Below are 13,032 nucleotides of genomic sequence, written 5' to 3'. Positions count from 1 at the left end.
ATCTCTCTATGAGGCACCACCGACGCGATGAGCCGTGTCGATGTTGGTGATCCGCGACCTCGGTGAGCTCGTCGCCGAACGAGGAACCGATCGCTGCGACATCGGTGGCGCCAAACCACGGACGATCCTTGCTGTGCTGTGTGCGCATGCCGGGCATCCGGTGTCTGCCGCGACGCTCATCGCGGAAGTCTGGGGTCCGGATGCGCCGGAACGGACTCAGCGCGCGTTGGAGTCGCAGATCTGGCGGCTCCGCAAGGCACTCTCACCGCGGGGCGAGGCATCGGTGATCGTCACCGACCGGGCTGGATATCGCCTCGACCTCTCCGCGGCCACCGTTGATTCCGTCGACTTCGACTCCGCTGCGAGCGCGGCACTCGACGAGTCCGGCACCGCGACCATCGACGACCTCGACGATGTGCTGCGGCGCTGGCGTGGCGAGCCATTCACCACTGCGATCTCCACACCGACCGTCGATCAGGCACGGCGACGATTGATCTCCGTCCGCGCGGCGGTCTTGGGCCGCCGTGCCGATCTCTTTCTCGCCGCAGGCGACGCCGACCGTGCTCTCGGAGAAGCGCAGGCATTGATCACCCTGGACCCGCTCGATGAGCACGCATGGTCGGTCAAGATCGCGGCGTTGGCGGCGGGTGGTCAACGGGCCGAGGCGCTCACCGCCTATCGCGACATCCGGGAACTGCTCGCCACCGAACTGGGCGTGGAACCGGGCGCGCAGGTGCGGGCCGCGCAACTGCACGTGCTCGACGACCACAGTCGCGCGGTACGACGCGTACGGCTGCCGTCGCAGCACACGTCCTTCGTCGGGCGAGAGACCGAACTCTCCATGGTGGTCGGCCTCCTCGACGCCGAGCGTGCCGTCGCCATCACCGGCATCCCCGGCGTCGGCGCGACACGCCTCGCGATCGAGGCGGCAAGGCGCGCGGCGGATTCCTTCGACGACGGCGTCTGGTACATCGGTCTGCGCGGCGATGCCGACGTCGCGACGACGATAACCGAGACCATGCGGATTCAGCCATCGGCTGACGCGGGCACCGCCCTCGATCAGGTGTGCAACCACCTGTCGGCCATGTCTGTACTTCTCGTCCTCGACCGTGTGTCGGAGTCGGAACTGGTTCGAGACGGATTGGTAGACAAAGACATTGACACGATTTTACGACGCTGCGCCGCCGTGACCGTGCTCGCGGTCGGCGTACCGAGCGGGGTCGACGGTGAACACGTGGTGACCGTCCACCCGCTACCGACAGAGGCACCCGGCGATACGATGCCGCCGGCACATCGTCTGCTCGTGGACCGGATTCGAAGCGCCACTGGCCAATTCGACGTCGGGGCGGACGATCTGGGCGACCTCGACCGGATCTGCCGCGCGATGGGCGGCCTCCCACTCGGCCTGGAGCTCGCCGCTGCCCGCACCGTGACCTTCTCGATCGGCGAGGTGGCCGATCAACTCGACACCGCGGTGCCCGAACCCGTGACGCGGGCGTTCGCACTCGCCTTCGACGCGATGGACGACGATCTGTTCGATCGCTTCACCCGGCTCACTGCACTGCGCAATCCATTCACCGCAGCGCTCGCGGAAGCGGTCTGCGACAGTCCATCGATCGCCGATGACCTGAGCGAGTTGGCGCGGCGCTCACTGTTGTGGCGTATACGCGGGACCCGGTACCGTCCAACGCGTTTCACGATCCCGGACAGCGTTGCCGACCACGCTCGCGCGAAGCGCCCTGACAAGTCAGCAGCCGCGTCACAGGCGCGTGACGCGGCGATCGTCGAACTCTTGGCAGCCACTCCGATGCGTATCACGGCGCATTCGGCACGTGACCTCGCCCGCGTCGACGACGATCACAGCAGTGTGATGGCATTCCTGGAATCGGTCGTGATCGACCCGGTCCTGCTCGATTCGCACATCGACCTCCTCGAACGACTCGGCGCCTACTGGTTCTTTCGCCGTCGGTTGGCTGACGGGATCCGAGTTCTGCGTCTGGCGTCGGCCACTGTCGCCGACGGTGCATGCAGTCCGCGGACTTCGGCCATGGTCGCTCTGGCGCTGGGTTCGGCACTCGCCTTCAGTCAGAACACCGACGAGGCGCACCAGCACCTCACGGCGTACACACCCGACGAACTCGAGTCCCTCATCGTGCCCGGCGACCGTGACCCGGACACGCATACGGTCCGCCTTGCTCTGGCGTCGTTGGCGGCATGGACCGGCGACGACCACGCCGTCGCGGCCGACTACGCAGAGTGGGCCGCGGCCACCATCGAGGGACGAGACGTCGACACCGCACCAACGGTCATCGCTGCTCAGGCGCTGTGCGCGGTGATCGCCGGTGAGATCGCGCAGGCTCTCGACATGGCGCACACAGCGCTCGCTCTCGGCACCGAACGCGGCGATCCGCTTGCCACCTATCTCGCCGCCGTGATGCTGGGCATCGCGGCACTCGTCTCCGGCGACACCCGTATGGGCCTGCGATGGAATGACCAGGCCTTTCGTTCGTACCTCGAATGCGGGGGCGTCCAGATCTGCGATTCGATGGAGCAGCGTGGCAACCATCTGTCGGCCGCAGGCGAGATCGGGCGGGCGGGTCGGGCATTCGCGGTTTCGCGTCGCTACGCCGTCGATGCCGGACTCGAGTGGCCACGGAGTCCGTTCACGCGCGATTCGTTGCGCACCTGCCGAGAGATCGATCCGACGGAGTTCGAGAACGGGTGGCACGCCGGGTGGGGCGATGCAGGCGACGCACTGAGCACCAACGATCACCAGGCCTTTTCCGGGATGTGAGCGTTTTGTGAGGACCTCGGGGTCTCGTAGGTGGCACCACACGACACCAGATCCCGGAGGTTCAGATGAGGCAACGACTGGCATTCGCCAACGAGGAGTTCGACGGTCAGTTCGGCCGCACCCTGATGGCGGCGGCCGTCGGCGCAGCCGATCTGGGTGAGGCGTACACGACTGCCGGCGAGATCGGCGGTAAGTACCACCCGCAGCGGTGGTACGAGCGGTGGTTGGCTCGCGCTGAGTCGGTGCGCGACGCCGCAGAACAGGCACATGCCGGTGGGCATCTCGTGACAGCCCACCAGTGCTACCTCAGGGCCTCGGAGTATTACCGCCAGGCCTATTTCTACCTGCGCACCGACCTCGACGATGAGCGGCTCCGCGAGGCCTACCAGGCTCACTGCAAGACCTTTGCGCAGGCAATGGCGCTGTTGCCACATACCGCCAGCCCTGTCACCGCAGCCGAAGTGGCCATCCCCTTCGTCTCGTCGGGCGATCGGATCGACATCCACGGCTGGCTGTTTCGGCCGGTCGTAGACGATCGTCGGCGGCCGACCATCGTCATGCCCTGTGGCTACGATTCCACCGCCGAATCGGGGTGGGGCTTCGCGCAGGGCGCCTTGGCCCGCGGCTACAACGTGCTCTCCGTCGAGGGACCCGGACAGGGGTCGACGCTCATCGTCGACCGCGTGTACTTCCGACCCGACTACGAGACAGTGCTTTCGCAGATCCTCGATTGGCTCGTCACAGTGCCCGGCGTCGACGACCGCCGACTCGTCGCCGAAGGACGCTCATTCGCCGGCTACCTGGTACCCCGCGGCGTCGCGGGGGAGAACCGCATTGCTGCGATGATCTGCGATCCCGCGCAGCCCGACATGGGTGCCAAGATTCCCGCCGGGTGGAAGGGTCGTATGGCGGCACCGCTGATGACCGTGCTGAGCCGGGTCAGTCGCGAACGCGCCGACTTCTTCGGCTCCCGCATGGCTTGCCACGGGGTGCGAACCATCGCCCAGTACTTCCGCGAGCTGAAGACCTTCACCATGCTCGACCGGGTGAGCGAGATCAGTTGTCCCACAATGATCGTCGAATCTCACGGCGACCCGGTCGGCGGGCAGGGCAAGCTGCTGTTCGACGCACTCGACGTCGAGTCCAAACAACTCTTCGCCCCCGATGCACGTACCGGCATCTCCGGCCATTGCGGTGGTCTCGGCCAGCGCGTCTGGGACGGCGTGGTCTACGACTGGCTCGACGGTGTACTCGCCGGCAGCGTCGCCCTCAGACCAGTGGTCGGCCGGTGCGGATACGACGCCGCACGTCGGCGAGCAGAACGTTGAATGGGAACTGCTGCAACGGTTTCGGAAGGTGGCGCACGACGCGTCGAACAATCGCGTTGTGCACGTCGAAGACCGTCTGCTGCCGCGGGGTGAACTCGACGTCCATCTTGTCGCGGAAGTCTTCGGGCAAGAATCCGATCGTCATGATGTACGACCACCAACCGCCGAGCCGTGACACGACCGGGCCTGCGAACTCCATGCGTGCGATCGCCAGCAGATGTTCCCGTATCGGCGGATCGATCTCGAGCGTGGAAACAGTGTTCTGCCAATAGGTTTCGAAGTCCGCGCGAGTTGCCGGCCACATGTGCTGCGGCACCTGCAAGGTGGTGCCCATGACCGCGCCCGCACGGTAGGTCTCCTCCGAGATGATCGACGGATCGCCGTAGATGTGTTGGACGTCTTCCCAACCCTTGTACAAACACGCGGCGACCCAGAGTTGCAGTGCCGGATCGAACGCGTTGTAGGCGACCGGACTGTCGGGAGTGGAGTGGACCCTGGCGTGTGCCCGACCGACCGCCCGCCGGTACGCCCTACGGTCCGACGGCGAACCCATGGCGGCGACGGCGAGATAGCTCAGGGTGGTCCTCGTGCGTTTGACCGGATGCTTGAAGAGGTTTCCCGAGTCGACGCGACTCTCGTAGACGCCGTAGCCGACGGCCGGCATCGCTAGTTGCATGATCACGTTCGCCGGCCCGGCGAGCGCTGCGGCGCCGAGCATCGTGAGATCAGAGCTGTCGATCTCGTCGCGCGTGGTTGCCGGGTGGTCGGACTGCGTGTCGGGCACCGTCATCGCAGCGGCTCCTATCTGGTAACGGCCGTTGCCTGATTCAACGCCGGTATCGCGGCAGATGTCAAGATGGTCTGCGTGAGCGAAGAACTGCGGACCTACAGCGGGGTGAAGGGCGATGAGCGTGTTGCGCGTCGACGCACCGCCCTCATGGATGCCGCGCTCGAGGTGCTCGGCGGGCAGCCGCCGCAGTCGGTCACGGTTCGTGGGGTGTGTGGCGCGGCGTCGCTCAATCCTCGCTACTTCTACGAGAGCTTCGAGACGGTAGACGCGCTGGTCGCAGCCACCTACGACCGCGTGATCGACGAGATCTCGCACGATGCGCTCGCGGCTTTCGCCACCGGCGACGATGTCGGCGACAAGGTTCGTGCCGCCGTCGCGACCATCGTTTCGATCATCGACTCCGACCGTCGCAAAGGACGACTGCTCTTCTCCCCGATGCTGACGAGTCCCGTCCTCGCCGACAAGCGACGCGATTCGACGGCCGTGTTCGCGGCCATCACGCTCGACACCGCCTCTGCGGCACTGCACACCCCTCCCAGTCCACAGGCGGTGGGGGCTGCGCAATTCCAGGTCGGAGGACTCGCACGCCTGCTGTCTTCGTGGCTCGACGACGAGGTGCCGCTGGGTCGAGACGAGGTCGTCGACCTCAGCGTCGCATTGATGATGTCGCTGGTGCCTGCGGTGACGCGGAGGGGATAGGGATATGTTGGATGCCATGAGTAGCGGCGTCGACGATGCGGAAGTGGAGGAGCAGACCGGGCGTTGGCGCGATTTCGGCGAGCCCGAGTTGCCCGTTCCGCTCGCGGCTGCACTCGCGGCTTTCGCTGAGCACGGCTACCACGGCACGTCCGTGCGCGAGATCGCCGCGCGGGCAAACCTGTCCGTTCCGGGGCTCTATCACCACTATCCGTCGAAGCAGTCACTACTGCAGGGCCTGCTCGACAGGACGATGACCGACCTGCTCGCGCGGTCGGAGCAGGCCGTTGCCGAGGCTGGGCCAGAACCGGTCGACCAATTCGACGCGGTCGTCGAGTCGTTGTTGCGCTTCCATATGTACCGGCGTGAGCAGGCGTTCGTCGGATCGACCGAGATTCGTAGTCTCGACAGCTCGTACAAGCAGACCTACATCGGTCTTCGTGACCGTCAGCAGCGGATGGTCGACGGGATCGTGTTCGCCGGGGTCGAGGCCGGCGACTTCCGCACGAGCTATCCCAAGGATGCCGCGCGTGCGGTCACCACGATGTGTGTCGGCGTCTCGACCTGGTTCAAGCTGGACGGCGAACTGGGACCGGACGAGCTGATCGCGCGCAATCTGGACTTGTCGAGGGCGACCGTCGGATACGTTGAGCGCTGAAGCGCTTCGCGCCTCGATGGGTTGACCTGAGTCGACGGTCTCTGGCAGTCTTGGGCCACCGAACGAACGCTCGGTCGGAGAGATTGGGCGTGGGGTTCGAGTTGAACCTGCGTGGCACCCCGAGGATGGAGACCCTGATGGCAGTGGAACTGGGCTATTCGCCCGAGGTTGACGATCTGGTGAAGAGGACGACCGCATTCATCCACGAGGTCGTGCTGCCGATCGAGAATGCGAACGACGGCGACATCACCGCGGCAGGCGGCGACGATCTGCGGCGTGATCTCAATAGCCAGGCCAAGGAGTTGGGTATCTTCGCGCCGCACGCCCCCGTCGAGTTGGGTGGTCACGGACTCTCGATGTCGGATCGGGTGCCGGTCTTCGAGGCGGGCGGATACTCGACTTTCGGGCCTGCCGCGCTGCACATCGGAGCCCCCGACGAGGGTAATGTGCACATGCTCGCCCACATCGCCGACGACGAGCAGAAGCTCAAATACCTTGCGCCACTTGCTAATGGCGACGTGCGTTCGGCATTCGCGATGACCGAGCCCGCGCCGGGAGCCGGTTCGGATCCCAACCAACTGCGCACAGAGGCGACCAAGGTCGACGGCGGGTGGAAGATCAACGGCGAGAAGCGATTCATCACCGGAGCCGAGGGCGCAGGCTTCTACATCATCATGGCGCGCACCGCCGGGGCACCCGGCGACCGTGGCGGGGCAACGATGTTCCTGGCGCCCGGAGACACGCCAGGCATCGAGGTCACGCGCCACATCCACACCACCGATCGCGCGATGATCGGCGGCCACTGCGAGGTGCGATTCACCGATGTCTTCGTTCCCGATGCCGATGTGCTCGGAGAGGTCGACCAGGGTTATCGCTACGCCCAGGTGCGGCTGGGTCCGGCGCGCATGACCCACGTCATGCGCTGGCTCGGAGTGGCGGTGCGCTGTCACGAGGTTGGCGTCGACTACGTCGCACACCGCAACGGATTCGGCGGAACCCTCGGCGATCTCGGCATGATCCAACAGATGGTGGCCGACAACGAGATCGACCTCGCGGCGTCGCGTGCGCTGTTGGTCAAGGCTTGCTACGAACTCGATCAGGGGCGTCACGCGTCGTCGGAGACCTCGATCGCCAAGACCTTCGCCGCAGAGGCCTATCTGCGAGTCGTCGACCGATCGATCCAGATGTGCGGTGGGCTCGGCGTTTCCGACGACCTGCCGCTCGCACGGCTGCAACGCGAATTGCGTCCGTTCCGCATCTACGACGGTCCGTCCGAGGTGCACCGCTGGGCACTTGCGCGCAGAGCCGTCGGGCGTGCGCGCAAGAATCGCACGTCGACGCAGCCTGGAGAGAACGCATGAGCACCGCGGAGCTCGTACTCGAACCGCAAGTCCTGCAACGCTTTCTGGTCGAAAACGGAGTCGACGTCGCGGGGCCGCTCGACGTCGAGTTGATCAGCGGCGGAAAGTCGAATCTCACCTTCATGGTCTCCGACGGCGTGCACCGCTGGGTTGCGCGTAGGCCTCCGACAGGTGGCCTCACGCCCTCGGCGCACGACATGGGCCGGGAATGGGCTGTCACATCGGCACTTTCGCGCACCGACGTCCCGGTTGCCACGCCGGTCGCCTTCGACGCCGACGGCTCGGTGCTCGGTGCGCCGTGCACCATCGTCGAATTCGTCGACGGAACGGTGATCCGGACCGGCGACGACCTCTCGGCACTTTCCGACGACGAGGTGGCACGCAATGCGGAGGGGCTGATCTCGACCCTCGCCGCGCTGCACGCCGTCGACTTCGAGGCGGTAGGACTCGGGGAGTTCGGTAGGCCAACGGGTTTCGCGGGTAGGCAGGTGAAGCTGTGGGCCAGGCAGTGGTCGCACGTCCGCGGCAGGGATCTGCCCGACGTCGATCGGCTCGTCGATGCACTCGGTGAGCGAGTGCCCGAGCAGGCGCGTGCGACCGTTGTGCATGGCGACTACCGCGTCGACAACACGATCCTCTCGACCGACGACCCGGGAACTGTTGCCGCAGTGGTCGATTGGGAGATGTCGACGCTCGGCGATCCGATCACCGACGTCGCCCTGATGTGCGTCTACCGCACGCCGATCTTCGATCGGGTTCTCGGCTTCGACGGCGCCTGGACCAGTGACCGCTACCCGTCGGCCGATGAGATGGCCCAGCGGTACGCGACACTGACCGGGAACGACCTCGGCGACTGGCCGTTCTACCTCGGGCTGGCCAACCTGAAGCTGGGTGTGATCGCGGAGGGCATCAGCCATCGCGCACGTGCGGGCGCGGCGTCGGAGGGCGCAGAGCACGCAGCCGAGGCGACGGGCGAATTCATCGCCGCGGGGCTGGCCGCGCTGGGTTAGCGTCGGGCCGAACCGTTCAGCGGAACGTCGGCGTTCAGCGGAACGTCGCGATGCCGCCGTCGCGGTCGACGAGGTGGGCGTGTTCGTTGAGTGACATCACCGAGGTCCCGCTTCGGCCAACGAGGAGTTTGGTCACCGATGCGTTGACCATCGTGCGAGCCATCGCAGGCCAGCGGTGCGGCGGCACTCCCCACAGTTCGGCGATCACCTGAGTGATGGTGCCCGCCGACGACACGACGAGGACGGTCTGCCCGCTGCCTGCCAACTCCGCTGCACGCTCGCCGGCACCGGTGACCCGCGAGCGGAACTCGGGATAGGTTTCGCCGGAGCCGGGTGGCGTGGTCGCGCCCTCGGCCTCCGCCATGCTCGTCTGGTCGATCCAGTGCGCGAGGCCTGCGTCGAGGCGCTGCTGATACGACTTCTGATCGGCGAACTCGTCCGGGGTCGCTGCGCCGACGAGCGCGGGCAGTTCGTACTCGTTCCACGCCGGGTCGACGATCGGTTCCGGTGCGGAGTCGAGTCGGGCGAGAACGCCGGCAAGTGTCTCGGTCTGTCGGGCCAGGTCGCCGCTGATCGCGGCGGTGACACCGCTGATCTGCGCGGACAGCAGGGTTCCGGTGAGGCCCGCCTGGACCCGACCCGTGTCGGTGAGGCCGGGGCCGGGGTTGCTCACGGCTGAGGCTGAGTCGTCGGCGGGCGCGTCTCCGGTGGGCGCACTGTCGGCGACCCCGTACGCGGACGGGTTGGCCTGGCCATGTCGTACGAGGTAGATCACTCCCATGGTCGTAGAGCCTATGCGGTCGAGGAACGATGACTTCCGGGTGGCGTAGAGGTCGGTCTGTGTATGGCGTCAACGTTGTTCATCACGCTGCCCGTCGACGACACTGCGCGCTCGCGCAGGTTCTTCGAGAGCATCGGTTTCCGCACCGACGAATGGTTCTGCGACGCCGGAACAGTCTGTCTCCCGATCAACGAGCGCACGATGCTGGTGCTGCTTGCCGCCCAGCGTTTCGCGGGGTACTCCGCGGCGGGTCGGGGCGCGCGGTTCTGTGCCGGCACGTCGCGCGAGGTGGTCCTCGCGTTCTCTGCGTCGTCTCGGCACGAAGTCGACGACATGGCCGACACCGCGCTGGCGAACGGCGCGACCGCGCTGCGTGAGCCCGACGACCACGGCTTCACCTACAGCCGCAGCTTCTGCGATCCCGACGGCCACGCCTGGGAGATCGTGTGGATGAACCCGGGCGCGATCACCGAGGCGGGGTGATCTCGACAAGCTCGATCAGCGGTGGGGCGCTCGATCAGCGGTTGGGCGGCCCTTTCCCGCTGATTGAGCCGGCCGCGAGCGGAGCGAGCTGCCGAGTCGAAATCACCTGAGGTGGTCTCGACAGGCTCGACCAGCAGGTGCAGCTCCATCAGCGGGTGGGGCGCTCGATCAGTGCCAGGGGCTCGGCTGGGTGCGGGGCGGCGCGTCGTACGGGGTTGCGGGCAGGCCGAAGCGGGCGAAGTCGGTGGCGAGGTCGTCGCCGAAGAAAGCGACGACGTGCGTGACGCCGGGTGCTGAGTCGGGGCCCGCCGTGCCGAGTTCGAGAACCTGGAGTTGGAACGGGCGGTGCACGCCGTCGGGTTCGCGCATGTAAAGGCCGAATGCGGGTTGCCCGTTCGCGATGGTCGGTATGAGGATCTGGTCGCCCGCCTTCTCTGCGGGGCAGTTGTGTCGGATGAGCGTGCCGATCGCAGCCGGACCCTGGTACCAACCGGTGAAGGGCGGCATTTCCCAGATCGCCTTGTCGGTGAACATGTCGGCGATGGCGTCGACGTCGTACCGCTCGAACGCCGAGACATACCGTGCAAGCAGTTCACGTTTGGCGTCGTCGGTGATCTCTTCTGTCGAATCGTGCTGTGGCGCAGCATTCTTGAGTTGCTCGCGGGCGCGCTGCAGAAGGCTGTTCACGGTTGCGGTTGTGACGCCGATGGTGTCGGCCACCTCGGCGGCTCGCCACTGCAGGACGTCGCGCAGGATCAAGACGGCTCGCTGCCGCTCGGGCAGGTGCTGTAGCGCCGCGATGAATGCGAGGCGGATCGACTCGCGTGCACCGACGACGTAGGCGGGGTCGGCGTCGTCGCCGGGAGAGATCTCGTCGACGGCGCCCGCGTACGGCTCGAGCCACGGGACCTCGCCGTCGGTCTCGAGTGTGTCGGTGGGGTCGAAGGCGTCGCCGCCGAGCCCCGAGGGCAGCGGCCTGCGTTGTTTGCTCTGCAGTGCGGTCAGGCACGTGTTGGTCGCGATCTTGTGCAGCCACGTCCGTACCGATGCGCGGCCGTCGAACTTGTCGTACGCGCGCCAAGCCCGGAGGTAGGTGTCCTGGGTGAGGTCTTCTGCGTCGTGGTGCGACCCCATCATTCGATAGCAGTGGGCCAGGATCTCGCGGCGCAACGGCTCGGTCGCGGCGTGGAATTCGGCGTCGCCCGTGGTGGACGACTCGCTGGAAAGATGCGCAGTGGTGGCGGTCTGCGGGGGCATGTGATCAAGGTTACGACAGGGCACCGACAAGCTCTACGGTTGAAAACGTTCGATAGACGCGCAGGTCGGGTTCCTATCCCGATCGAAGTGGAACGCGACTTTTGCGCGCGGTGCGTCTAACCCGCGACGCCGCGCTCTCGGCGGCCTATTCTCGCCGGTAAACGCCTCTGCCGAGCGCGCGAAGTGGTCTGTGACCTGCGGCAAGGCTTGTGCAAGGGAGTTGCGGCCCGCTGCGATCAGTTGCTAGCTTCGTGCTCATGACGAGCGAGCACGACCGCGCCTTGGCGCAGATCTCAGAGGTGACCTACGTGATCACCGCTCTGGGTTGTCGTCTGCCGTTCGCCCGTGTGCTGTGTTGTCGCCGAATGCGTTGATCCGAGTTCTTCACTCTTCACCAACCTTCCGCATTCCACGCGAATCCTCCGCGATCATCGTCGACCGCCTGCCGTGCACATCGTTGCCGGACGCGTAGACAAATAGCTCGCGGCGCCACGATGTTGCGCGCCACGGATTCGCTGCACCGACACCGCTGCACCGACACCTAGGGACACCAACTCATGACCGCAACCGTTGATCAGCCCATCCGCACCGCTACGCTTTCCTCACCGGTCCGACGGCCGGCCGCACGTCCGATCCCACGCAGGTCGACGCCACGGCCGACGCCTGTGCCAGGACTCGAACCACGTAGCGTCCGGAGAGGGGGGCGGCCGATTCAGATCGCGACACCGCGCCTTGAGCTCTCCGACAAACCCGCAGCGCTCGTATTGCGCACCGCTCGACTCTCCGGCCCGATTTTCCGCGACGACGCCGCAGAGGCAACAGGATTGTCGATCTCGACCGTGAATCGCCAGGTCGGCGCGCTGCTGAAGGCGGGTCTCCTACGCGAACGCGCCGACCTTGCGCCCGCCGGGGCCATCGGACGTCCGCGCCTGCCGTTCGAGATCAACGTGACCGACTTCCTGACTCTCGGTATCCACATCGGATACAAGGTCACCTCGATCACCACCCACGATCTGCTACACCGCGTCGTCGGTGCCATCCAGATCCCGACGCCGATCGCCGAGACCCCCGAGCAGACGCTGACCGCCATCGGCGACAGCGCACGTCGCTTCGTCGGCCGCTGGTCGAATCGTCGAGTGTTGTGGGCCGGTGTCGCGATCGGTGGCCGTGTTGCCGAGGGCGGCTTTGTCGACCATCCGCGTCTCGGGTGGTCGGATGCCCCGGTGGGCAACATCATCGCCGAAGCCGTCGGGCTGCCCGTCTCGGTCGCGTCGCACGTCGAAGCGATGGCAGCTGCCGAACTCGTGGTGAACCCCAGCGACAAGCGCTCGAGCTTCCTCTACTTCTACGCGCGTGAGATGGTCGGCATCGCGTTCAGCGTCGACGGCGCTGTGCACACACCGACCGCGGGCCCGCCGGTGATCGGGCACTTCCCGACCGGGGCGACCACCCTGCTCGACCCGCGGCACACCGGTCGACTCGAGCCGACCGCCAGTGACACCGGCGTTGTCGAGGCCGCGCTCGCACTCGGACTCGACGTGACCGACATCGAGGGTGTGCACGCGCTCGCCCGCGGCGGTGACGCAACCGCCCGCGCGCTTCTCGAAGAGCGCGCGACGGTCCTCGGCCGTGCGGTGGCGCTGATGGCCGACATCTTCAACCCCGACCACATCATCCTCGGCGGGCAGGCGTTCACGGACAATCCGTCGACGCTGCCGCTGGTTGCCACAGCGATCCGCGAGACCTCGGTATCGCCCAAACGCGATGTCCGTGTGTCTCATTCGGGTGTGACGGTGCAGCAGCAGGCGGCGGGAGCCGTCTCGCTCGACGCCGTCTACGGCGATCCGCTCGAGGCGCTCGCCGCGACAGCATAA

General features: G+C 66.4%; 11 protein-coding genes. 8 read left to right on the top strand and 3 right to left on the bottom strand.

Annotated elements, in window-relative coordinates; genetic code table 11:
* Positions 1-40: 40 nt before the first annotated feature.
* A complete protein-coding gene (locus RND64_RS21605; RefSeq protein WP_049699493.1) occupies positions 41-2,794 on the top strand; it encodes an AfsR/SARP family transcriptional regulator in 2,754 nt (917 codons plus the stop codon).
* A 65-nt stretch (positions 2,795-2,859) separates the two neighbouring features.
* The gene (locus tag RND64_RS21600) at positions 2,860-4,122 is read left to right on the top strand and encodes an alpha/beta hydrolase family protein (RefSeq protein WP_235434375.1); all 1,263 of its coding nucleotides are present in this window, start codon (positions 2,860-2,862) and stop codon (positions 4,120-4,122) included.
* Here the strand turns inward: RND64_RS21600 and RND64_RS21595 are convergent.
* A complete protein-coding gene (locus RND64_RS21595; protein WP_049699409.1) occupies positions 4,064-4,912 on the bottom strand; it encodes an oxygenase MpaB family protein in 849 nt (282 codons plus the stop codon). The two genes, RND64_RS21600 and RND64_RS21595, sit on opposite strands and share 59 nt — an antisense overlap.
* Positions 4,913-4,978: 66 nt before the next feature.
* Between RND64_RS21595 and RND64_RS21590 the strand changes: the two genes are divergently transcribed.
* From RND64_RS21590 to RND64_RS21575, 4 genes are all read left to right on the top strand, one after another.
* A complete protein-coding gene (locus RND64_RS21590; RefSeq protein ID WP_049699410.1) occupies positions 4,979-5,611 on the top strand; it encodes a TetR/AcrR family transcriptional regulator in 633 nt (210 codons plus the stop codon).
* Positions 5,612-5,615: 4 nt separating this feature from the next.
* Positions 5,616-6,266, top strand: a complete 651-nt coding sequence (locus RND64_RS21585; RefSeq protein WP_049699411.1) for a TetR/AcrR family transcriptional regulator — start codon at positions 5,616-5,618, stop codon at positions 6,264-6,266.
* A 137-nt stretch (positions 6,267-6,403) separates the two neighbouring features.
* Positions 6,404-7,627 (top strand): acyl-CoA dehydrogenase family protein, encoded by a 1,224-nt coding sequence (locus tag RND64_RS21580; RefSeq protein ID WP_049699495.1) that lies wholly within the window; start codon positions 6,404-6,406, stop codon positions 7,625-7,627.
* Positions 7,624-8,637 (top strand): phosphotransferase family protein, encoded by a 1,014-nt coding sequence (locus tag RND64_RS21575; RefSeq protein WP_049699412.1) that lies wholly within the window; start codon positions 7,624-7,626, stop codon positions 8,635-8,637. Before RND64_RS21580 ends, RND64_RS21575 begins: the two co-directional genes overlap by 4 nt.
* A 34-nt stretch (positions 8,638-8,671) precedes the next feature.
* Here the strand turns inward: RND64_RS21575 and RND64_RS21570 are convergent, their stop codons facing one another.
* A complete protein-coding gene (locus tag RND64_RS21570) occupies positions 8,672-9,418 on the bottom strand; it encodes a histidine phosphatase family protein (RefSeq protein WP_049699413.1) in 747 nt (248 codons plus the stop codon).
* Positions 9,419-9,481: 63 nt separating this feature from the next.
* On the opposite strand from RND64_RS21570, the gene RND64_RS21565 reads away from it, so the two are divergent.
* Positions 9,482-9,901 carry a VOC family protein gene (locus RND64_RS21565; RefSeq protein WP_049699414.1) on the top strand — a complete coding sequence of 140 codons (420 nt, stop codon included), beginning with the start codon at positions 9,482-9,484 and terminating at the stop codon, positions 9,899-9,901.
* A gap of 168 nt (positions 9,902-10,069) precedes the next feature.
* Here the strand turns inward: RND64_RS21565 and RND64_RS21560 are convergent, their stop codons facing one another.
* On the bottom strand, positions 10,070-11,158 hold the full coding sequence (locus RND64_RS21560; RefSeq protein WP_049699415.1) for a sigma-70 family RNA polymerase sigma factor: 1,089 nt from the start codon (positions 11,156-11,158) through the stop codon (positions 10,070-10,072).
* A 557-nt stretch (positions 11,159-11,715) separates the two neighbouring features.
* Between RND64_RS21560 and RND64_RS21555 the strand changes: the two genes are divergently transcribed.
* Positions 11,716-13,032, top strand: coding sequence for an ROK family protein (locus RND64_RS21555; protein WP_082938102.1), 1,317 nt, complete (start codon positions 11,716-11,718; stop codon positions 13,030-13,032).

It is taken from the genome of Gordonia sp. w5E2, from assembly GCF_036540975.1.
Taxonomy (GTDB): domain Bacteria; phylum Actinomycetota; class Actinomycetes; order Mycobacteriales; family Mycobacteriaceae; genus Gordonia; species Gordonia jacobaea.
Note: the sequence above shows the minus strand (reverse complement) of the source record. Positions and strands in the feature narration are given on the sequence as shown.

Bases quoted from the DNA above. Each gene is read 5' to 3' on its own strand.
- RND64_RS21575 (WP_049699412.1), top strand. From the start codon at position 7,624: ATGAGCACCGCGGAGCTCGTACTCGAACCGCAAGTCCTGCAACGCTTT.
- RND64_RS21580 (WP_049699495.1), top strand. From the start codon at position 6,404: ATGGCAGTGGAACTGGGCTATTCGCCCGAGGTTGACGATCTGGTGAAG.
- RND64_RS21600 (WP_235434375.1), top strand. From the start codon at position 2,860: ATGAGGCAACGACTGGCATTCGCCAACGAGGAGTTCGACGGTCAGTTC.
- RND64_RS21585 (WP_049699411.1), top strand. From the start codon at position 5,616: ATGTTGGATGCCATGAGTAGCGGCGTCGACGATGCGGAAGTGGAGGAG.
- RND64_RS21560 (WP_049699415.1), bottom strand. From the start codon at position 11,158: ATGCCCCCGCAGACCGCCACCACTGCGCATCTTTCCAGCGAGTCGTCC.
- RND64_RS21590 (WP_049699410.1), top strand. From the start codon at position 4,979: ATGGTCTGCGTGAGCGAAGAACTGCGGACCTACAGCGGGGTGAAGGGC.
- RND64_RS21595 (WP_049699409.1), bottom strand. From the start codon at position 4,912: ATGACGGTGCCCGACACGCAGTCCGACCACCCGGCAACCACGCGCGAC.
- RND64_RS21565 (WP_049699414.1), top strand. From the start codon at position 9,482: ATGGCGTCAACGTTGTTCATCACGCTGCCCGTCGACGACACTGCGCGC.
- RND64_RS21605 (WP_049699493.1), top strand. From the start codon at position 41: ATGTTGGTGATCCGCGACCTCGGTGAGCTCGTCGCCGAACGAGGAACC.
- RND64_RS21555 (WP_082938102.1), top strand. From the start codon at position 11,716: ATGACCGCAACCGTTGATCAGCCCATCCGCACCGCTACGCTTTCCTCA.
- RND64_RS21570 (WP_049699413.1), bottom strand. From the start codon at position 9,418: ATGGGAGTGATCTACCTCGTACGACATGGCCAGGCCAACCCGTCCGCG.